The following is a 20,705-nucleotide window of genomic DNA, read 5'->3' as shown; positions in this document are numbered from 1 at the left end:
CCGCCCGCCACCACGATCCTCTCCCCGCCGTGCGCGGCGTGACGTGAGGTCACCGGGCCCTCCGTGGCCCGTCCGTGCCGGTGGCGCGCAGCGGCGTCACGGGCCCGGCCCGGCGGGGCGCCGGTGCGGCAGCGGCTCGTGCGGGTCGTGGCGTGGGCGCCGCGCGGCTGGTCGCGGCGGCGCCGCGGGCCGATTGTGCTGCGCGGGCAGGGTGGTTGGCGGCTGGGGTACGGGCGCGGCGCTTGGGCGGGGCGTACACGCGCGGGACGGGCACCCGCAGCCAGCGCTCCATCCGGGACCGCCGGCCGAGTCGCTCGGCGCGGCGCGCGTACGTGACCGCCGGAGCCTCGTGCCGGGCGAAGGAGACCATCATGCCGAGCACGAAGAACGAGGCGAGCAGCGAAGTGCCGCCCGCCGAGATGAACGGCAACGGGATGCCGGTGACCGGCAGCAGTCCGGTGACGTAGCCGATGTTGATCACGGCCTGGCCGCACAGCCACACGGTCGCGGCACCGGCGACCAGCCGCACGAAGGGGTCGGCATTGCGCCGCGCTACCCGCATGCCGGTATAGGCGAACAGGCCGAACAGGCCGAGCACGGTGAGGCAGCCGATCAGGCCGAGCTCCTCGCCGATGATCGCGAACACGTAGTCCGAGTTGGCGTTCGGGACCCAGCCGTACTTGGACGTCCCCTGTCCGAGACCGACGCCCCACAGCCCGCCGGACGCCAGCGCATAGAGCCCCTCGACGGTGTGAAAGCCGGAGTTCTGCGCGTCCTTGAACGGGTGCAAGAAGGTGGTCAGCCGCTCCAGCCGGTACGGAGCGGTGACGGCGAGCAGCGTGACCGCGCCGACCACGACGCCGACCACCGCGACGAAGTACCGCGCCGGCATCCCGATCATCCAGAGCAGGCCGAGCAGGATCAGCATGAAGCACAGCGTGGTGCCCAGGTCCGGCTCGAGCATGATCAGTGCGGTGACCAGCGCGAAGCCGGGAACCAGCGGCAGGAACAGGTGCCGGGCGCGGCGCAGCGTGCCGAGTTGCTGCTTGCGGGCGAGCAGGTCCCCACCCCACAGCAGCAGCGCGACCTTGGCGAATTCCGACGGCTGCAGCTGCATCGGGCCGAGGTCGATCCAGCGCCGGGCGCCGTACACGCCGACGCCGATGCCGGGGATGAGCACCGCGAACAGCGCCACCAGCGCGAGGGCGAGCGCGGGGTAGGCGAGCATGCGGAACGCGCGCGGCGGCAGCCGCATCGCCACCCAGAACAGTGGCACGCCGACAGCGACGAACTCGATCTCCTTGACGACCTGCGACCACAGCTGCGAGGTCGCGCCGGAGGCCGAGTCGTGCGAGGCCGCGATGGTGGTCGACACCGCCATCAGCACGCCGAAGCCGAGCAGGCCCAGGACCGCCAGCAGGAGCAGCTGGACCGATGCGTAGGGGCGGTCCAGGAAGCGTCCGCGCTCGGCCGGCTCCTCGTCCGGGTGGTGCGCCAGTGCGCGCCACTGGGCCGAGACGGCGCCGCTCACCGACGAGAGCAGATCCTTCATCGTGCGGCGCCCGTGCCGAGCGCGTGTGCGGCGGCTGCGAACGCGTCGCCGCGCGCCGCATAGCCGGTGAACATGTCGTACGAGGCGGCCGCGGGTGCGAGCAGCACGGTGTCGCCGGGACGCGCCAGCCCGGCCGCGGCGTGCACCACCTCGGTCATCGCTCCATCGTCAACTGTGCCGACCTCGATCACCTGCACATCCGGCGCGTGTCGGCGCAATGCGGCCGCGACCACGGCCCGGTCGGCGCCGAGCAACACCACGCCGCGCAGCCGCGGGGCGATCTCGGCGACCAGGTCGTCGACCGGGGCGTCCTTGAGCTGGCCGCCGGCGATCCACACCACGCGCGGGTACGCGGTGAGCGAGGCCCGGGCAGCGTGCGGATTGGTCGCCTTGCTGTCGTCGATCCAGACGATGCCGCCGCGCTCGAGGACCAGCTGGTTGCGGTGCGGATCGGGGACGAACGCCCGCAGCCCGGCGGCGACGGCGGCGGGCGCGACGCCGTGCGAGCGGGCCAGCGCAGCGGCCGCCAGCGCGTTGGCGACGTTGTGCGCCCCGGACGGGCGCACCTCGGCCAGCGGTATCAGCTCGACACCGTCGCCGAACGCACGGTCGACCAGCAGCCCGTCGCGCACGCCGAGCTGACCGGGCACCGGATCACCCAGCGTGAACGACACCTTCGTGCTCGCGCCGGACGCCGCCAGCAAGTCGGCCACCACCGGGTCGTCCGCGTTGCCGATCGCGACCGGGCCGCGCCAGATCATCGCCTTGGCCCGTGCGTAGGCGGACATGGAGCCGTGCCAGTCCAGGTGATCGGGTGCCAGGTTGAGCACCGCTGCGGCATCCGGCGCGAAGGTCGCGGACCAGTGCAGCTGGAAGCTGGACACCTCGACCGCGAGGACGTCCCAGTCGGCGTCCACCGCATCGATCACCGGGACCCCGACGTTGCCGACCGCGAGTGCGTGTTCGCCGGCCGCGCGCAGCACGGACTCGAGCATGCGGACGGTCGTCGTCTTGCCGTTCGTGCCGGTCACCGCCAGCCATGGGGCGGCGCCGGATCGCCTCAGCTGCCAGGCGAACTCGACCTCGCCCAGCACGCCGATCCCGCGGGTCACCGCGTCGTGTAGCAGCGGGTGGTCCGGGCGCCAGCCGGGCGAGGTGACCAGCACGTCCACGCCGGGCGGGACGACCTCGGGCGCGCCGACGAACCGCGCGCCGGCCGCCACCAGCGTGTCGACCGCGGCACCGCGGTCCCGGTCGGTGAGCAGCACCCGCGCCCTGCGGCGCAGCAGCGCCTCGACCGCGCTCCGCCCGGCCAGCCCGGCGCCGCACACCAGCACCGTCGCGCCGGTGAACGCGGCACCGCCGTCAGCCATTGCCGATGAAGTCCGCGTAGAACAGCCCCATTCCGAAGGCCACCGCGAGCCCGCCGACGATCCAGAACCGGACGATGATCGTCATCTCCTCCCAGCCGCCCAGCTCGAAGTGGTGGTGCAGCGGGGCCATCCGGAACACCCGTCTACCGGTGCCGGTGCGGATGCGGGTGAACTTGAACCAGCCGATCTGGATGACGTCAGACAGCGTGACCATCGCGAACAGGCCACCGAGGACGACCAGCAGCAGCTCGGTGTGCGTCACGATCGCCAGCCCGGCCATCAGGCCGCCGAGCGCCATCGAGCCGGTGTCACCCATGAAGATCTGCGCGGGCGAGGCGTTCCACCACAGGAAGCCGAAGCAGGCGGCCATCGCCGCGGCCGCGACCAGGGCGACGTCGAGCGGGTCGCGCACCTGGTAGCAGCCGGCGGCCGGGTTCGACCCGCAGGTGTTGCGGTACTGCAGGAAGGAGATCAGCGTGAACGCGCCGAACACCATCGCCGACGCGCCGGCCACCAGCCCGTCCAGGCCATCGGTCAGGTTCACCGCGTTGGAGGTGGCGGTGACGATGACGTAGGCGAGCACGACGAAGCCGACCGATCCGACGCTGATCGCGCTGAGGTCGCGCACGTACGACAGGTGGGTCGACGCGGGTGTGATGCCCAATGAATCGCGGAACTGCAGCGCGAGCACGCCGAACACGACGCCGACGAGGAGCTGGCCGCCGAACTTGGCACGCGCGCGCAGGCCCAGGCTGCGCTGCTTGCGGATCTTGATGAAGTCGTCGAGGAAGCCGACGACCCCGATGCCCACCATGAGGAACAGCAGCAACACCCCGGAGGCCTCCGGGCCGCCGCCACCGCGGAGCGCGATGATCACGTGCGCGACCGCGTAGCCGAGAACAGTCGAGCCGACGATCGCGACGCCGCCCATCGTCGGGGTGCCGCGCTTGATCAGGTGGCTCTGCGGGCCGTCGCTGCGGATCTCCTGGCCGAAGCCGCGGCGCCGGAACCAGGCGACCACGACCGGCGTGCACAAGATGGAGGTGACGAGCGAGACGAGCGCGGCGATGAGAATCGTCTTCACGCCGTGCCCTCCTCACCGTCGCTCGTCGGCAGTCCCGTTGCATCTTCGGCGATCGCCAGCGCCACCCGTTCCAGGCTCGCCGCGCGGGATGCCTTGACGAGCACCACATCGCCCGGCCGTAACAGCTCGCGCAGCAGGGCGATCGCGGCCGCGACGTCCGGCACCCACCGCGACTCGCCGTCCCATGAGCCTTCCAGGGCGGCCCCGTGTTGGATCGGCCGGGCCTGCTCCCCCACCGCGATGAGTTGCGAGACGTCCAGCCGGACCGCGAGCCGTCCGATCGCGTCGTGCTCGGCCGGGCCGTCCGCGCCGAGTTCGGCCATCGGTCCGAGCACGGCGAAGGATCGCCCACCCGTCGCGCGCCGGGCCCGGGCGACGGACGCGAGCGCCTTCAGCGCGGCGCGCATCGACTCCGGGTTGGCGTTGTACGCGTCGTTGATGATCAGCACGCCGTCGTCGCGCTCGGTGAGTTCCATCCGCCAGCGCGAGATCGCACGTGCCTCGCTCAGCGCCTCGGCGACGGCGGGAAACGGCATGCCGCACTCGAGTGCGACCGCCGCCGCCGCCAGTGCGTTGCCGACATGGTGTCCGCCGACGAGCCGCAGCACGACGGGTGCGGACTGCTGCGCGTAGTTGAGCATGAACGCGGCGCGGCCGAGGTCGTCCAGCACGACGTGGTCGGCGCGGACGTCGACGTCGTTGCTCTCGCCGTACGTCACCACGCGCGCCGCGGTCCGCTCGGCCATCGCGGCGACGAACGGGTCGTCGGCGTTCAGGATCGCGACCCCGCCGTCGGCCGCCGCCGGCAGTGCCTCGACCAGCTCGCCCTTGGCCTGCGCGATCGCCTGCCGCGAACCGAACTCGCCCAGGTGCGCGGAACCGACGTTGAGTTCGACCGCGATACCGGGCCGGGCGATCCCGGTCAGGTACCGGATGTGGCCGATGCCGCGGGCGCTGTTCTCCAGCACCAGGAAGCGGGTCTGCTCGTCGGCGAGCAACACCGTGTACGGATGCCCGAGCTCGTTGTTGAACGATCCGGGCGGCGCGACGGTCGGGCCGAGCCGGCTCAGCAGCTGCGCGACCAGATCCTTCGTCGACGTCTTGCCGGACGAGCCGGTGATGCCGACGATCCGCGCCTGCAGGCGGCGTGACACGACCGTCGCCAGTGTGGCGAGCGCGGCGAGGCCGTCGGCGACCACGATGCACGCCGCGTCCACCTCGCGGGTGACGATCGCGGCCACCGCTCCGTTCGCGATGGCCGTGTCGACGAAGTCGTGACCGTCGACGTGTTCGCCGGTCAGCGCGAGGAACAGCCCGCCCGGCTCGCAGTGTCGCGAGTCGAATTCGAGCGGCCGGGTGACCAGCGCGTCCGGGTCCGCCGCGTGCAGCCGGCCACCCAGCGCCTCGGCGATCTCGGCGAGCGTCATCGCGATCACCGGGCGGCCTCCAGCGCGTGCCGCAACACGCTCCTGTCGTCGAACGGGTGCACCGTGCCGGCGATCTCCTGCCCCGCCTCGTGGCCCTTGCCCGCGACGAGAACCGTGTCACCTACGCGGGCAAGGTCGACGGCGTGTGCGATGGCCGCGGCGCGGTCACCGATCTCGATCACTTCGCCGCGCTCTGCGGCCGGGACCGCGAGCGCGCCGTCGCGCATCGCGCCGCGGATTGCGGCGGGGTCCTCGGAGCGCGGGTTGTCGTCGGTGATCACCAGCAGGTCAGCGGCGCGCGCTGCGATCGCGCCCATGTGCGGCCGCTTGCCACGGTCGCGGTCGCCGCCGCAGCCGAGCACGATGATCAGCCGCCCCCGGGTGAGCGGGCGCAGTGCCCGCAACGCCCCGTCCACGGCAGCCGGCTTGTGGCTGTAGTCGACGATCGCGAGGAACGGCTGCCCGGCGTCGATGCGTTCCATGCGCCCGGGCACTGTCGCGACCGCGACCGCCGGCGCGGCCACCTCGACCGGCACGCCCACCTGCTCGAGCATCGCGATCGCGAGCAGCGCGTTCGCGACGTTGTACCGGCCGGGCACCGCGCAGGCGGTCTCGACGTCCGCGTGCGGGCCGAGCACCCGGAATCGGGTGTGGCCGTCCGCGCTCGCCCGCACCTCGCTCGCCCGCCACGTCGCCGCGTCGCCGCCGGTGTTCACCGTCACCACCTCCGGCCCGGCGATCGCGGCCATCCGCACGCCCCATTCGTCGTCGGTCACGACGACCGCGTTGCGCGCCCGGCCGTCGAACAGCCTGGCCTTGGCCGCGAAGTAGTCCGCCATGTCCGCGTGGAAGTCCAGGTGGTCCTGCGACAGGTTCGTGAACGCGGCGGTCTCGAACCGCACCCCGTCGACGCGGCCCATCGCGAGCGCGTGGCTGGACACCTCCATCGCGACATCGCCCACCCCCGCCTCGGCCATGACCGCGAGCAGCGCATGGACCTCCGGCGCCTCGGGTGTGGTGAAGCCGGTCTTCACCTCGCGGTCGCCGATCAGGGTCGCGACCGTCCCGATCAGCCCGGTCGTGCGGCCGGCGGCGCGCAGGCCGGCACGCAGGAAGTACGTCGTGGTGGTCTTGCCGCTCGTTCCGGTCACGGCCTGTACGCGCAGGCGACGGCTCGGGTCGCCGTACACCTGGGCGGCCAGCGCGCCGAGCACGGCACGCACGTCCTCGACGACGACAGTGGGGACCGCGTCGGGCACGGCGGACCGGCCCGCCGGATCGGTGAGCACCGCCACCGCACCGGACGCCAGCGCCTGCGGCACGTAGGCGGCGCCGTGCGCGGTGCGCCCGGGCAGCGCTGCGAACAGGTCACCCGGCCGCACCGCGGCGCTCGTCGCGGTGACCCCCGACACCGCGACATCCGCGCTGCCCGCGCCGTCTACCCGGCCCGTACCGAGCCGCAGTGCCCGCAGGCGCACCGGTTCGACCTGGGCTGGGCGGGGGATCTCCCCGGCAGCGTCGATGAGAGCGTCCGGCACGTCAGCAAACGGTACTTGGTGCGCTCATCCGGGTCGTCGCGTCGCACACCTGCAGCGGCACGTGCTTGGACGTCGAGCCGGTCGGCGGGATGTGCGCGTGCTGCAACTCGTAGCTCGCGATCTGGTTGAACAGCGGGGCCGCGACGTCGCCGCCCTCAAGTCCGTGCGCCGGGTTGTCGACCATGATCGCGACCACGAACTGCGGGTCGTCGGCCGGAACCACGCCGGCGAAGGTGTCCCAGTTCATGGTGCTGGAGTAGCGCCCGCCATGGTTCGGGTCCGGCTGCTGGGCGGTGCCCGTCTTGCCCGCCACCCGGTAGCCGGGGATCGCCGCCTTGACCCCGGTGCCGCCGGGCAGCGTCACTGACTCGAGCATGGTGCGCACGGTCTGCGCCGTCTGCGGGCTGACCACGCGGATCCCGGCCGGCTGCGAGGTCGTGGTGGTGCTGCCGTCGGATGCGGTGATCGACTTCACGATCCGCGGCGGGATGCGCACCCCGTCGTTGGCCAGCGTCTGGTAGATCGAGGCGAGTTGCAGCACGGTCATGCTCTCGCCCTGGCCGAACGGCAGGTTCGCGAACGTGGACGCGGTCCACTTGTCCATCGGCGGAAGGTAGCCGGCGCTCTCGCCGGGCAGTTCGATGCCGGTCTTGGTCCCGACGCCGAACTTTTGCTCGTACGAGTCCCAGACGGCCGGCCCCAACTTCTGCGCGATCAGTAGCGTGCCGACGTTGGAGGACTCGGCCAGCACGCCGGTCGCCGTGAACTTCTCGGTCGGATGCCACCAGGCGTCGCTGATCGTGACGCCGCCCATCGTCATCCGGGCGGGGACCGACAGCACCGTCCGGGGCGTGATCTTGTTCTCCTCGATCGCCGCGGCGAAGGTGATCGCCTTCTGCACCGAGCCGGGCTCGAACGCGCTCATGATCGGCGGATTGATCGGCGTGTTCGGGTCGATGGTGTTCGGGTCGCTCGCGTCGAACGTGCCCGAGGACGCCAGCGCGAGCACCTGCCCGGTGTGGGCGTCCAGCACCGCGAGTTGCGCGCCGCGCGCCCGCGACTCGGGGACGGCCTTGTCCAGGTACTGCTGGGCGATGAACTGCAGGCTCTGGTCGATCGTGAGCGCGATCGTGCCGCCGTTGCGCGCCGCGTCGCGCACCGTCCGGCTGCTCGGGTTGATGTTGCCGACGTTGTCGACGCTGTACGTCAAGCTCCCGTCGTGCCCGGCCAGCACCGAGTTGAACTGCGACTCGATGCCGGCGGCTCCCGTGCCGTCCGAGTGCACCGTGCCGATGACGTTCGCCGCGGTGGTGCGGCCCGGATAGAGCCGCTGCGTGGTGGGTTGGGTGTAGATGCCGCGCAATGCCAGCTCGTCGACCTTCGCCGCTGCGACCGGAGAGAGCGCCTCGGCGAGCAGCGCGTAGCGGCCGGGCTTGGCGAGTTCGCTCGCGATCGTGTCCTGATCCACGCCCAGCAGCGGCGCGAGCTGGGCGGCGTAGTCGGCCCGGTGCGCCACGTCGATCTGGTGCGGGTCGGCGGTGACGTCCTGCGCGGCCGACGTGTAGGCCAGGACCGTGCCGTCGCGATCCACGATCGAGCCGCGCAACGCGTGCAGCGCGATGGTGTCCACGCGCTGTGCCTTCGCGGCGCTGGCGTAGTCGCCGTGGTCGATGCCCTGAAGTTGGACCAGCCGGCCGCCGATGACCAGCAGCAGCGTGCACACCGCGGCGAAGCCGTAGCGCAGCCGGCCCTGCAGCCGGCCCAGGCGCAGGTGGCGTACCCGCCGGCGCGGGCGGGGCGGGCGGCTCGGGCGGGGCGGGCGGCTCGGGCGGCTCGGGCGGCTCGGGCGGCTCGGGCGCGCCGCGGCTGCGGAGCGGGGATCGGGACGAGCCGCCCCGGCGCGCGGGGTCGCGCGAGTGGTAGCCCGGACCGGGCCGGACGGCCGCGGGACGGAGCTGGATCGCGGCGGCGCCGGGGTGGAGCGCGCTCCCGACCGCGCTCCCGGCTGGCGTCCCTGCTGGCTCTGGCGTGGGACGGGCCGGCCGCGGCGCGGATCGGGCCGGTACGTCATCGGGTGCCTCCGGGCAGCGTGGTGGTGGGCTGCGGTGTGGGTGTGGACGGTGCCGTGCCGGTCTTGGTGCTCTTGGTCGCGGCCGTCCCGGTGCTCTTGATCCCGGTGCTCTTGATCCCGGTGCTCGTCGCGTTGTGGCCAGGCGTCTTTGCCGCCGTCTTGGTCCCCGTCCTGGCAGCCGTCTTGGTCGCCGTCTTGGTCGGCGCCACCGGCGCGGCCGTGACCGGCGCCGCGCTGCCGAGCACCCGCACGCGCCCGTCCGGCTCGATCTGCAGGAATGCCGGATTGCCGGCCGGCACCATGCCGAGTTGCCCGGCGATCCTGGCCAGGTTTCCCGGCGCCGCGCTGGCCGCAACCTCGTTGTGCAACTGCTCCACCTGCGCGGCAACGCTCGCGTCCTGGGCGGCGAGGTCGTGCCGGCGCAGCTCGTTGGCGGCCGAGGCGGTGTTCAGCATGAGCAGCAGCACCAGACCGCCGACCAGCAGGCCGAGCACCAGCAACGCGAACGGCACGCGCGGGGCGTGCTTGGGCACGGGCCGGCTCATCAGGACGCCTTCCTGATCCGCTCGGCGGCGCGCAGCCGGACGGACGCTGCCCGCGGGTTGTCCGCGATCTCGGCGTCCGTGGCCGGTTCGCTGCCCCGGGTGAGCAGGCGCAGCTCAGGGCCGCGGTCGGCCAGGCTGACCGGCAGGCCGACCGGGGTGCGATCGGTGGCGAGCGCGGCCAGCGCCTGCTTCACGATCCGGTCCTCCAGCGACTGGTAGGACAGCACGACGACGCGACCTCCCACCTGCAGCGCCGCGAGCGCCGCCGGCATCGCCGCGCGCAGTGCCTCCAGCTCGCCGTTCACCTCGATCCGCAGCGCCTGGAAGGTGCGCTTGGCCGGGTGCCCGCCGTGCCGGCGGGTGGCCGCGGGAATCGCGGAACGGACCAGTTCGGCGAGCTCGGCGGTGGAGCGAAGCGGGGCGGTGCGCCTGGCCCGCGCGATCGCCTGGGCGATGCGCAGCGCGAAGTGCTCCTCCCCGTAGTCGCGCAGCACCTTGGCGAGCCTGGGCACCGGGTAGCTGTTGACCACCTCGGCCGCGGTGATGCCCTGCGAGGCGTCCATCCGCATGTCCAGCGGCGCGTCCTGCGCGTACGCGAACCCGCGCTCGGCGACGTCCAGCTGCATCGAGGACACGCCGAGGTCGAACAGCACGCCGTCCACCCCGCCCATCCCGAGTTCGTCGAGCACCTCGGGCATCCGGTCATAGACGGCATGGACCAGGTGCACCCTGCGGGCGAACGGGGCGAGCCGCTCGCGGCTGCGCGACAGCGCGGCCGGATCGCGATCCAGCCCGACCAGGGTGAGTTGCGGGTGCGCGGCCAGCAGCGCTTCGGCGTGCCCGCCCAGTCCCAGCGTCGCGTCCACGGCGACGGCCGGCCGGTCGGCGAGCGCGGGTGCGAGCAGCGCGAGGGTGCGTTCCAGCAACACCGGGACGTGCGCGGCCGACGACACGGTGTGCGCCGTCCGATCCGGTGCGTCCATCGCGCTGCTGTCCTCGCCTTCGGTGCTCGTGCCGTGCTGTCGGTCGTCGGGTTGCTCGGTCTACGCGCGAGCGCTCGTTTCCGGGCCGTCGGGTCGGTGGGTGGGTGTGGGGATGGACGGGCGAATGACGATCGCTCCTGCCTGGTCCCCGCCCGTCTCACCCGGCCCGCGCGACGGCGCGTGCTGTGCGGGTGATCCGCCTGGCACCGGGGAAGGTGCGCCAGGAGGTGGACGGGAGGAGGCCGGACCGGAGCGGTCCGGTAGCCGGGTCGGGCCCTAGAAGATGCCGGGCAGCACCTCCTCGGCGACCTGCGCGAAGGCCTCGTCGGCCTGCTCGGACCACTGCTGCCAGGCCTGGGCGTCCCAGATCTCGACGCGGTTGTTGGCGCCGATGACGACGCAGTCCTTGCTCAGCCCGGCGTAGCTGCGCAGCGGCGGCGGGACGGTGATGCGGCCCTGGGCGTCCGGGATCTCGTTGGACGCGCTGGCGAACAGGGTGCGGCCGTAGTGGCGCGCGCGGGCGTCGGTGATCGGCGCGTCGGCCAGTCCCTGGGTGAACGTGGCGAACTGCGCGGTGGGGAACACGTACAGGCACCGCTCCTGCCCCTTGCAGATCACCAGTCCTCCCTCCAGGTCCGGCCGGAACTTTGCCGGAAGCGCGAGCCGGCCCTTGTCGTCCAGGCGCGGGCTGTGCGTGCCGAGGAACAACACCGCGACACCTCCGGCCGGGATCAGGGACTGTGCTCACATCATCCCCACTGCGCCCCACTCTAACCCACTATCCTCCACTCGCCTATCAATCACCGGCGCGTCGCGAACCGAACCGCCCCCGAACGCGTCCTGCCGGGTGGGTCCGTGATCAGCGATACTCGACGCTGACGCGCGCACCGGAGCGCGCGGACGGGACGAAAGGGCGGCACCTGTGGACGACCTCGCCAGTGAGCTCCGACCAGGGGGCGCGCATGCCGCCGGTAGCGCGTCGGACTCCGGCAGCCCGCGCATCGCCTCGGTCACCGAGGTTCGGGACGCGGCCGATCGCATCGCCGCGAACATCGAGAAGGTCATCGAGGGCAAGAGCGCCGAGGTGCGCCTGGGCCTGGCCGTGCTGCTCGCCGAGGGTCACCTGCTCATCGAGGACGTACCCGGCGTCGGCAAGACGACCTACGCCAAGGCACTGGCCCGCTCCATCGACTGCTCGGTGCGCCGCGTGCAGTTCACGCCCGACCTGCTGCCGAGCGACGTCACCGGCGTCAGCGTGTACAACGCCGAGGACCGCGACTTCGAGTTCAAGCCGGGCCCGGTGTTCGCGAACATCGTGGTCGGCGACGAGATCAACCGGGCCTCGCCGAAGACCCAGTCGGCGTTGCTGGAGTGCATGGAGGAGCGTCAGGTCACCGTCGACGGCGTGACCTACCCGCTCGAGGCGCCGTTCATGGTGCTGGCGACCCAGAACCCGATCGACATGGAGGGCACCTACCCGCTGCCGGAGGCGCAGCGGGACCGGTTCACCGCGCGGATCTCGATGGGGTACCCGGACCGCCGCGCCGAGATCGCGATGCTGGACGAGCACGCTTCGGTCGATCCGCTGGTGCTGCTGCGCGCGGTCTCGGACGCCACCGCGGTGCGCAGCCTGATCGCGGGCGTGCGCACCGTCTACGTCGCCGACCCGGTGAAGGGCTACGCCGTCGACCTCGCGGTGGCCACCCGCCGCTCCCCCGAGGTCCGGCTGGGCGCGTCGCCACGCGCCGCGTTGCACCTGTTGCGCGCCGCGAAGGCGTGGGCGGCGCTGGAGGGTCGCGACTACGTCGTGCCGGACGACCTGCAGTTCCTGCTCGTGCCCGTCTTCGCGCACCGCCTGCTGATCACGGCCGAAGCGCACGTCGCCGGCCGCTCGGCCGCGGACCTGCTCGGGCGGATCATCTCGAGCACCCCGATCCCGGGCAGCAACGCGGGCCAGCGCTGACCGTGGCGTTCTCCGACCTCGGCCTCACCACCCGGGCGAGCTGCCTGCTCGCCGCCGGCGGCACAGCGGTGCTGTGCGGGCTGGTGCTCGGCGAGGTCGATCTGGTCCGGGCGGGCGTGCTCGCCGTCGCGATCCCGGTGCTGGCCGCCTTCGCGGTGAACCGCTCGCGAGTGCTGATCGGCAACCGGCGCAGCGTGCGGCCCGAGCACGCCAGCTCGGGCGACTCGGTGGTCGTGCAGCTCACCATCACCAACCGGTCCCGGTTGCGCACCGGCTCGCTGATGCTCGAGGACCAGATGCCGGCGCAACTGCCCGGCCGGGCCCGGTTCGTTCTGGACGGGCTGGCCAGCCGCGAGTCGCGGGTGGTGTCCTACCGGTTGCCCGCGCTGCCGCGCGGCCGCTACCAGGCCGGTCCGCTGCGCATCCGGCTCACCGACCCGTTCCACCTGATCGACGTGCGTCGCGCGTTCACCGCCACCAGCGAGTTCGTGATCCGCCCCGTCGTCGACTCGCTGCCGCCGGTCTCGCCGCCGCTCTCGCACGACATCGGCGACAACTCGGGCAGCCACTCGATCGGCACGCACGGCGCGGACGACGCCTCGACCCGCGAGTACCGAACCGGCGACGCGCTGCGCAAGATCCACTGGCGTTCGTCCGCCCGGATCGGCGCGCTGATGGTCCGTCAGGAGGAACGCCCGTGGCAGGGTCAGGCGACCCTCGTCCTCGACCTGCGCGAGTCGGCGCACGTCGACGCGGGCCCGGACGCCGGGGCGACCGACGAACGCGCGCGCAGCAGCCTGGAGTGGGCGGTCAGCGCCGCGGCGAGCATCGGCACCCACCTGCTGTCATCGGGGCGCAGGACCGAGCTGATCTGCGACGTCCAGGCCAGCCAGCGGCTGCGTCCGGACGGCCCGCTGGGGCTGGTCGAGTACCTGGCCACCGTGCGTCCCGCCCGCGCCGCCAGCCTCGCCCCGGCCCGGAACCTGCTCACCATCTCCGCGCGGGAGTCCGCCCTCATCGCGCTGCTCGGCGAGGTCGATCCGGCGAGCCTGCGCGTGCTGGCCGACTGCCACCAGCGCGGTTCGGCGGTGCCCGCGGTCGCCTTCGTGCTGGACACCGGAACCTGGGCGGGCCGTCCGCCCGCCGGGCCCGGCTCGGACCACCAGGTGGCGGTACGGGTGCTGCGCTCGGCCGGCTGGCGGGTCGCTGTGGTCCGGCACGGCGCCGCCGTCGCCGACGTGTGGCGGGAGGCGCTGCGCACGAGCGCCACCGGGGCGTTGCGGTGAGCGGAACGAGCACCGAAGCGCCGGCCCGCGCCGATGCGGTCAACCTGGGCGTGCAGCGGACCCTGCTCGCGCTGCTCGCGTCCGGTCTGGGCGCCGTCCCGCTGTGCCAGCTGCTGAGCGACCGCGGCTGGCTGCTCGACGTCTGGCTGAGCATGGTGGTGGCACTCGCGCCCGCGCTGATCCTGCGGCTGTGGCGCCCGCCCGGCGCGCTGCAGATCTGGCCCGGCATCGCACTGCTCGTGCCGTGGCTGACGGTCCGGTTCGTCCCGCACCACGCGCTGCTCGGGATCATCCCCACCCCGCGTACCTGGGACGACGTCAACGCGCTGCTGGACGACCTGCACCGCACCACGCACGACGGCGTCGCTCCGGTGCACTCGACCGTGGCGGTACGGCTGGCCTTGAGCGCGATGCTCGGGCTGCTCGCCGCGCTGGTCGACCTGATCGCGGTGGTCGGACGGCACGGCGCGCTCGCCGGGGTCCCGCTGCTGGTCGTCTTCACCGTGTCCGGCGCGATCCCCCGGCACAACGTGCACTGGCCACTGTTCGTCTTCGCGGCGGCCGGGTTCTTGCTGCTGCTCGCCCTGGACGCCCGCGACGACCTGGCCAGCTGGGGACACCGCGTCACGCGGGCGCAGCCGCTCCGCGCCCGGGCGCCCGCCGCCGTCGCGGGTCAGCGGATCGCGGTGCTGGCGGTGTTGATCGCGGTGCTGCTGCCGATGCTCGCCCCGATCAACGCGTCCAACCTGGTCTCGGACCTGCTGCGCGGCAAGAACAAGCACGCCGACACCGGGTTCGGGGCCGGTGGCGGCGGCTCGATCGACCCGTTCGTGGCGCTGCGCGGTCAGCTGACCCGCACCTCGACGCAGGACCTGGCCACCGTCACCATCGACGGACCGCCCGGGGTGCGGCCGTTCTACCTGCGCGAGAACGTGCTGACCCGGTTCACCGGCGACGGCTGGGCGCCCGCGGACCACGGGCCGCGCGAGCCGATCAACGGCACCGACTTCGGCACCCTGCCGGGCTCCGGGATCGTCGCGCACGAGGCCTACACCGCGCGCATCGAGGTCAGCGGGCTGAGCGGGAACCCGTCGGTGTTCGGCAACCCGACCCGCATCGACGGGCTCAGCGGCGGCAGCTGGACCCCGCAGGACCAGCTGCTCGTCGGCACCTCGGTGCGCCGCGGGCAGACCTACCGCGAGACCGTGCGCCAGCCCAACCCCAGCATCGAGGACCTGCAGAACGCCCCGGCCGGCAGCACCCGGCAGCTGGCCGAGTGGCTGACGCTGCCGCAGATCCCCGAGGAGGTACGCAGCCTGGTCAGCGGGCTGATCGGCGGCAGGACCGGGCCGTACGCGAAGGCCAGGGCGATCAGCGACTACTTCGCCGACCCGGCCAACGGCTTCACCTACAGCCTGCAGACCGCAGCGGGCGATTCCGGCAACGACCTGGTCGACTTCCTGCGCAACAAGATCGGCTACTGCCAGCAGTTCTCCGCGGCGATGGCGGTCATGCTGCGGCTGGCCCAGGTGCCCGCCCGGGTGGTGCTGGGCTACACGCACCAGGCCCCCGACGCCGACGGCACGTTCACCGTCACCACCAACGACGCGCACGCCTGGGTGGAGGCCTACTTCGCGGGGATCGGGTGGGTGCCCTTCGACCCGACCCCGCTCTCCGGCGCGGACGGCGGCCGGGCCACGTCGCTGCCGTGGGCGCCGCACGACGGCAGCCAGTCGACGTCGACGGCCACCGCGACCACCCGGCCGAGCACGACCGCGCCCACCCGGCACACCGCGACCGCCGCGCCGACCGCGGCCGCGGTGGCCGGTAGCAGCACCGGTGGACGTGACTGGACGGGATGGGCGGTGCCCCTCGGGGTGTTGCTGATCCTGCTCGGCGCCGCGCTCACCCCGTGGCTGAGCCGGGCCAGGCTGCGCCGGCGCCGGCTGCGGGCCGGCCGTGCCGGTGACCCCGACCCGTTGTGGGCGGAGCTGAGCGACACCGCCGTCGACCTGGGCTACGTGTGGTCCGACGCCCGCTCGCCGCGACAGGTCGCCCGCTGGCTGGGCGAGCCGGCCGGCGACGCCCGGCCCGCGCTACTGCAGCTGGCCCGCGCCGTGGAGCAGCATCGCTACCGATCCGCGGACGGGCGTCCCGGGCCGGACCTGGTCAACGAGTTGCGTACCGTCACGCATCGGCTGCGCGCCGGGCGGACGCGCGGTGCGCGGTTGCGTTCGCAGCTGTGGCCGGCCTCGCTGCACTGGTCGCCGGCCCGTTGGTCGTCGCTGCGTCGCGGGCTGCGAGGAAACGCACGACACCGCTGATCGGCCGTGTTGCCGCGGCCGCCGCGGGATCAGTTCTCGTCCGCGGGATCAGTTCTCGTCGAAGCGCTTGCGCAGCCGCTCTTCCATCCGGCTGCGCAGCCCGGTGGGGCGCGGGGCCTTCCCGGGACGGCCCGCCTCGGCGACCGAGGCGACGCTGATCGAGGCGCGCGGCCGGATCGCCTTGACGCACAGGCCGCAGGAGCCGACCACCAGCACGAAGCCGACGACGCTGAGCACGATGAGGTTGCTGATCAGGCCGATGAGCACCAGGCCCAATCCGAGGATCACGCCAACGACGGCGAGCACGATCGAGCGGCGCAGATGAGATCGCGCGCGCACCGAACGCACCGATGAGACGAACTTGGGATCCTCGGCGTAGAGCGCCTGTTCGATCTGGTCCAGCAGTCTCTGCTCGTGCTCGGAGAGCGGCACCGTAGCCCTCCTTCGTCTCCACGGCAGTCCCGGCCGTGGCGTCGTCTCGATTCCTACCTTGCGACGGCAGCCCCGCCGGTGGGTGAAGCGGCTGTCACCTTCGAGCATACGAGCCGTTCGGCCGGATCGAAAGTTGCAGCCACAACCAGTTCAGATCGGCTCACCGCGCGGCAGCCCGCCCGCCGCCGTCGTTGCGACCGGGCGCGCCGAGCAGCGCGGCATATCCGATGGCGCCGCCGCCGAACCTGGCCCGCGCCGCGTCGAGCACCGCGTCCGGTGCCACCGGTGACTGCTGGGCCGAGCGGGCCGTCGGTGCCGAGCGGGCCGTCGGTGCCGGGTCGTCCGGCTGCAAGTCGTCGAAGCTGAGCTGTTCGGGCATGCTGCCGGCCAGGTGCAGGTTCTCGGCCTTGACACCGACCAGCCGGATGCGCGGCCGGTCCAGTTGCAGCGAGCGGTACAGCTGGAGCGCGGTCTGGAAGATCGCTCCGGACGAATCGGTCGGGCCGGGCAGGGTGCGCACCCGGGTCACGGTGTGAAAATCCGCGAAGCGGATCTTGATGCCGACCGTGCGGGCGACAAAGCCGCGCTCGCGCACCCGGCGGCCGACGTCGTCGGCGAGCCGGAGCAGTTCGCGGCCGACGTCCGCCTCGGCGGTCAGGTCGGTGTCCAGCGTGTGGTCGGAGCTGATCGACTTCTCCACCTCGCCCACCTGGACGGTGCGCGGGTCACGGCCGTGAGCCAGCTCGTGCAGGTGGTCGGCGACCGCCGCGCCGATCGCGCGGCGCAGCGCCGGCAACGGGGTGGCCGCGAGGTCGGCGACCGTGCGCACGCCGAGTCGGTGCAACTGCTCACCCGTCCGCGCTCCCACGCCCCAGAGCACCGTGACCGGCAGCGGGTGCAGGAACTCCAGCGTGCTGGCGACCGGCACCACGAGCAGGCCGTCCGGCTTGCAGCGCGCGGACGCCAGCTTGGCGACGAACTTGGTGGCCGCCACGCCGACCGAGCAGGTCAGCCCCAGGTCGGCGGCAATCCGCTCGCGGATCCGTTCGGCGATGCGGCCGGGCCGGCCGTGCAGCCGTTCGGCGCCCGCGACGTCGAGGAACGCCTCGTCCAGCGACAGCGGCTCGACCAGCGGGGTGATCTCGCGCAGGACCGTCATGACCGCGGCGGAGGCGGCCGTGTACGCGGCGCGGTCCGGCGGCAGCACGGTGAGCCGCGGGCACAGCCGCAGGGCCTGGGTCATCGCCATCGCACTGCGCACGCCGTACTTGCGCGCCTCGTACGAGGCGGCGGCGACCACACCGCGCGTACCACCGCCCACCACGACCGGACGGTTGCGCAGTTCGGGACGCCTGCGGATCTCGACGCTCGCGAAGAAGGCGTCCATGTCGACGTGCAGGATGTGACAGCCCGCGTCGTTGCCGGCGAACCCGTCGGCCGCGCGCGGTACGTCGGCGCTACGTCCCATGTGCCGGCTCGGGCCGCATCGTCGCTCAGCCCGCCGGGCGCCGGGCGAGCAGGTGCACCCTGGCTGCGATGTCGCAGAACGGGCTGCGGGTGGCGCTCTCGAACTCCAGCGCGTCCAGCGCCTCGCGCGCGCCGGGCTGCTCGAGGGCGCGGCCGGGGACGAGTTCGGTGAACACCCCGATGCCGTGCACCTGATCGATCAACAGGCCGTGCGCGCGACACAGGGCACGCACCGCGTCCGGACCGGGCTGGGCGAAGGCGGTGTCGAGCGCGCGCAGTTCGGCGAGTGCCGCGGACACGTCGGCGGCCAGGGCGCGGGCCAGCACGCCCGCGACCGGGTTGGCCACCAGCACGCTGAGCCGTCCGCCCGGGCGGACCGAGGCGGCCACGGCGGCGAACGCCGCAGGCAGGTCGTCGACGGCGCCGAGGATGCCGTGCGCGAGCACCAGGTCGAAGCCACCGCTGCCGACTGCGTCGGTGAGCGCCTCGACGTCGCCCTGGACCGCATGCACCCGCCCGCCCACGCCTGCCTCGTCGGCACGTCGCTGCAGGGTGGCCAGCGCGTCGACGCTGATGTCGACGACCGTCACCTGGGCGCCCGCCTGCGCGAGCGGCACCGCGAAGCTGCCGCTGCCGCCGCCGCAGTCCAGCACGGTGGGTGCCGCGGCGCCGCTGGTGACGGCGGACAGCGCCGCGGAGAGCAGCTGCCAGATCAGCGCCTGCCGGCCGGGCGGGGCACTGTCGCGGGAGGTCTGGGCCTGCACCCTGCGAACACTAGTAGCGGCGGCCGACAGCGCGTGCTCAGCTCGCCAGCGGTGGCGCCAGCAGGCTCAGCGAGGTCTCGACGACGTGCAGGAATTCGCAGGCCGCGCGCAACTGGTCGTCGGCCTCGCGGCTGCCGACGACATGGTTGGCGCCGGCCTCGATCGCCGCCCGGGCCGCGGCGCCCGCGGCGAAGTAGGCGGCCCAGTCGGCCAGCTCGGGCGCGACAGACTCGATGAGCACCCACGCGCTGAGCAGCCGGCGCCGGCTGCCCGCCGGGCGGCCGCGTTCGGCGAGGACCGCGGCCGCCACGCGCAGCGCGCCCAGATGGGCCAGACGGAACCGTTCGTCGTCGGTGTCGGCGCAGGCGGCCTCGCCGAGCACCGCACGGGCGCGGGCGAGCAGCAGGAACGCCTGACCCGGTGCGACCGGGACCGGCCGGGAGCGGGCCGGCTGTGAAGTACGGCCGAGCGTCATCGAGCACCTCCACGCGCTATTTCGAATGTCCGTTCGAAGTGTATCGCGGGGTGCCGACAGAACGCAACGAATCAGGGCCGGGCGGGCTGTGGCGCCCCAACCAGCACATCCACGACGTCGCCGACGACGATCACCGCGGGCGCGCCGACACCGGCCGCCCGCACCGCGTCGGCGAGCCCGGCGAGCGGCGCCCGGACGATGCGCTCCCCCGGCAGCGTCGCGCGCTGCACCACCGCAGCCGGGGTGCTCGCCGGCCGGCCGTGCGCGATGAGCGCGGCGGCGATCAGGTCGAGCCGCTCCATCGACATCAGCAGCACGAGTGTTCCCGGTGTCACGGCCAGCGCTGCCCAGTCGACCCCGGTGTCCTCGGGGCGGCCCGGGTCCAGGTGGCCGGACACCACCGTGAAGTCGGCGGCGATCCCGCGGTGGGTGAGCGGGATGGCGGCCGCCGCCGGTGCCGCGAGCGCCGAACTGAGCCCCGGCACCACCGTGACCGGCACCCCGGCCGCCACGCACGCCAGCCACTCCTCGCCACCGCGGCCGAAGACGAACGGATCGCCGCCCTTGAGCCGGACCACCCGCTTGCCTGCCTGCGCCCGCTCGACGAGCAGCGCGTTGATCTCGTGCTGCCGCAGGTTGTGCCGGTGTGCGGACTTGCCGCAGTCGATCACCTCGACGGTGTCCGGCAACTCGTCCAGGAGCTCGCGCGGCGCCAGCCGGTCCACGACCACGACATCGGCTGAGGCGACCAGACGGCGGCCACGTACGGTGATCAGCTCCGGGTCGCCGGGGCCCCCGCCGACCAGCGCGACCGACCCGGTGGCCGCCGGCCGCACGCGGCGGGCGGGCAGGGTGCCGAGGTCGAGGGCGGCGGAGATCGCCTCGCGCAGCGCGACCGACCGCCGCGGGTCGTCGCCCCCGGTGATCGCCACCGTCATCCCGTCGCGGCGCAGCACGGCAGGAGTTCGCGCCGTTCCACCGGGCGCCGCGTCCGAGCGCACACAGAAGATCCGGCGCTGTTCCGCGGCAGCGGCGACGGCGGCGTTCACCACCGCGTCGTCGGTGCAGGCGATCGCCAGCCACGCGCCGTCCAGGTCCGGAGTGGCGAACGGGCGGCGCAGCACGGTGACGCCAAGCGCGAGCATCTCGGCGGTCGCCTCCGGCGCGACGACCACGACGTCCGCGCCGGCCTCACGCAGCGCGACCGTGCGGCGGGTGCCGACCTTGCCGCCCCCGACCACGAGCACGCGTCGGCCGGTCACGTCGAGCAGCAGCGGGTATCCGGTCACCGGTACATCTTCGCCGGTCGATGGTTCGGCGCGCCGCGTGCATCCGGCCACGCACCGCGCCAGGCCCGATGGCGGCAACTGCCCGGCTCGAATTCCGGCGCGGGTATGCAGGCGCATCGGGCTCTGCCGGCA

The 20,705-nt window shown here is 73.3% G+C and carries 17 protein-coding genes; 3 read left to right on the top strand and 14 right to left on the bottom strand.

The window, feature by feature from the left end; all coding sequences use genetic code 11:
* Positions 1-49 precede the first annotated feature (49 nt).
* The 9 genes from ftsW to mraZ form a co-directional block, all read right to left on the bottom strand.
* Positions 50-1,552 carry a putative lipid II flippase FtsW gene (gene ftsW, locus M6B22_RS20020; RefSeq protein ID WP_269443334.1) on the bottom strand — a complete coding sequence of 501 codons (1,503 nt, stop codon included), beginning with the start codon at positions 1,550-1,552 and terminating at the stop codon, positions 50-52.
* Positions 1,549-2,925, bottom strand: a complete 1,377-nt coding sequence (gene murD / locus M6B22_RS20015; protein WP_269443333.1) for a UDP-N-acetylmuramoyl-L-alanine--D-glutamate ligase — start codon at positions 2,923-2,925, stop codon at positions 1,549-1,551. The genes ftsW and murD overlap by 4 nt, the downstream gene beginning before the upstream one ends.
* A complete protein-coding gene (gene mraY / locus M6B22_RS20010; RefSeq protein ID WP_269443332.1) occupies positions 2,918-4,009 on the bottom strand; it encodes a phospho-N-acetylmuramoyl-pentapeptide-transferase in 1,092 nt (363 codons plus the stop codon). Before mraY ends, murD begins: the two co-directional genes overlap by 8 nt.
* Positions 4,006-5,445, bottom strand: a complete 1,440-nt coding sequence (locus M6B22_RS20005; RefSeq protein WP_407935561.1) for a UDP-N-acetylmuramoyl-tripeptide--D-alanyl-D-alanine ligase — start codon at positions 5,443-5,445, stop codon at positions 4,006-4,008. The genes mraY and M6B22_RS20005 overlap by 4 nt, the downstream gene beginning before the upstream one ends.
* The gene (locus M6B22_RS20000) at positions 5,442-6,974 is read right to left on the bottom strand and encodes a UDP-N-acetylmuramoyl-L-alanyl-D-glutamate--2,6-diaminopimelate ligase (RefSeq protein WP_269443331.1); all 1,533 of its coding nucleotides are present in this window, start codon (positions 6,972-6,974) and stop codon (positions 5,442-5,444) included. Before M6B22_RS20000 ends, M6B22_RS20005 begins: the two co-directional genes overlap by 4 nt.
* 1 nt (position 6,975) lies before the next feature.
* A complete protein-coding gene (locus M6B22_RS19995; RefSeq protein ID WP_269443330.1) occupies positions 6,976-9,045 on the bottom strand; it encodes a peptidoglycan D,D-transpeptidase FtsI family protein in 2,070 nt (689 codons plus the stop codon).
* Positions 9,042-9,590 (bottom strand): hypothetical protein, encoded by a 549-nt coding sequence (locus tag M6B22_RS19990; protein ID WP_269443329.1) that lies wholly within the window; start codon positions 9,588-9,590, stop codon positions 9,042-9,044. Before M6B22_RS19990 ends, M6B22_RS19995 begins: the two co-directional genes overlap by 4 nt.
* Entirely contained in the window at positions 9,590-10,573 is a 984-nt protein-coding gene (gene rsmH / locus M6B22_RS19985) for a 16S rRNA (cytosine(1402)-N(4))-methyltransferase RsmH (protein WP_269443328.1), read from the bottom strand. Before rsmH ends, M6B22_RS19990 begins: the two co-directional genes overlap by 1 nt.
* A 276-nt stretch (positions 10,574-10,849) precedes the next feature.
* Entirely contained in the window at positions 10,850-11,281 is a 432-nt protein-coding gene (gene mraZ / locus M6B22_RS19980) for a division/cell wall cluster transcriptional repressor MraZ (RefSeq protein WP_407935747.1), read from the bottom strand.
* A gap of 292 nt (positions 11,282-11,573) precedes the next feature.
* Between mraZ and M6B22_RS19975 the strand changes: the two genes are divergently transcribed.
* Genes M6B22_RS19975 through M6B22_RS19965 form a run of 3 tightly spaced genes read left to right on the top strand, consistent with a single transcriptional unit; the run spans position 11,574 to position 16,146 of the window.
* On the top strand, positions 11,574-12,536 hold the full coding sequence (locus tag M6B22_RS19975) for an AAA family ATPase (RefSeq protein ID WP_407935746.1): 963 nt from the start codon (positions 11,574-11,576) through the stop codon (positions 12,534-12,536).
* A gap of 2 nt (positions 12,537-12,538) precedes the next feature.
* Entirely contained in the window at positions 12,539-13,822 is a 1,284-nt protein-coding gene (locus tag M6B22_RS19970; protein ID WP_269443325.1) for a DUF58 domain-containing protein, read from the top strand.
* Entirely contained in the window at positions 13,819-16,146 is a 2,328-nt protein-coding gene (locus M6B22_RS19965; protein ID WP_269443324.1) for a transglutaminase family protein, read from the top strand. Before M6B22_RS19970 ends, M6B22_RS19965 begins: the two co-directional genes overlap by 4 nt.
* 48 nt (positions 16,147-16,194) lie before the next feature.
* Here M6B22_RS19965 and M6B22_RS19960 read toward each other — a convergent pair whose 3' ends face one another.
* The 5 genes from M6B22_RS19960 to cobA form a co-directional block, all read right to left on the bottom strand.
* Complete coding sequence (locus tag M6B22_RS19960) at positions 16,195-16,578, bottom strand: DUF3040 domain-containing protein (protein ID WP_269443323.1); 384 nt, start codon at positions 16,576-16,578, stop codon at positions 16,195-16,197.
* 160 nt (positions 16,579-16,738) lie between these two features.
* Positions 16,739-18,046: a DNA polymerase IV gene (dinB, locus tag M6B22_RS19955; RefSeq protein WP_269443322.1), complete on the bottom strand. Its 1,308-nt coding sequence runs from the start codon at positions 18,044-18,046 to the stop codon at positions 16,739-16,741.
* 25 nt (positions 18,047-18,071) lie between these two features.
* Positions 18,072-18,809, bottom strand: coding sequence for a methyltransferase domain-containing protein (locus M6B22_RS19950; RefSeq protein ID WP_269443321.1), 738 nt, complete (start codon positions 18,807-18,809; stop codon positions 18,072-18,074).
* Positions 18,810-18,846: 37 nt separating this feature from the next.
* A complete protein-coding gene (locus M6B22_RS19945; protein ID WP_269443320.1) occupies positions 18,847-19,284 on the bottom strand; it encodes an SAV_6107 family HEPN domain-containing protein in 438 nt (145 codons plus the stop codon).
* A gap of 71 nt (positions 19,285-19,355) precedes the next feature.
* A complete protein-coding gene (gene cobA, locus M6B22_RS19940) occupies positions 19,356-20,573 on the bottom strand; it encodes a uroporphyrinogen-III C-methyltransferase (RefSeq protein WP_269443319.1) in 1,218 nt (405 codons plus the stop codon).
* Positions 20,574-20,705 lie beyond the last annotated feature (132 nt).

Source organism: Jatrophihabitans cynanchi (assembly GCF_027247405.1).
In the GTDB taxonomy this organism is placed as follows: domain Bacteria; phylum Actinomycetota; class Actinomycetes; order Mycobacteriales; family Jatrophihabitantaceae; genus Jatrophihabitans_B; species Jatrophihabitans_B cynanchi.
The sequence above is the reverse complement of the archived record's forward strand: the minus strand, read 5'-3'. Positions and strand labels throughout refer to the sequence as shown.

Excerpts from the sequence above, each read along its gene's own strand:
- M6B22_RS19945 (WP_269443320.1), bottom strand. The coding sequence starts at position 19,284 with ATGACGCTCGGCCGTACTTCACAGCCGGCCCGCTCCCGGCCGGTCCCG.
- M6B22_RS19995 (WP_269443330.1), bottom strand. The coding sequence starts at position 9,045 with ATGACGTACCGGCCCGATCCGCGCCGCGGCCGGCCCGTCCCACGCCAG.
- dinB (WP_269443322.1), bottom strand. The coding sequence starts at position 18,046 with ATGGGACGTAGCGCCGACGTACCGCGCGCGGCCGACGGGTTCGCCGGC.
- murD (WP_269443333.1), bottom strand. The coding sequence starts at position 2,925 with ATGGCTGACGGCGGTGCCGCGTTCACCGGCGCGACGGTGCTGGTGTGC.
- rsmH (WP_269443328.1), bottom strand. The coding sequence starts at position 10,573 with ATGGACGCACCGGATCGGACGGCGCACACCGTGTCGTCGGCCGCGCAC.
- M6B22_RS19990 (WP_269443329.1), bottom strand. The coding sequence starts at position 9,590 with ATGAGCCGGCCCGTGCCCAAGCACGCCCCGCGCGTGCCGTTCGCGTTG.
- ftsW (WP_269443334.1), bottom strand. The coding sequence starts at position 1,552 with ATGAAGGATCTGCTCTCGTCGGTGAGCGGCGCCGTCTCGGCCCAGTGG.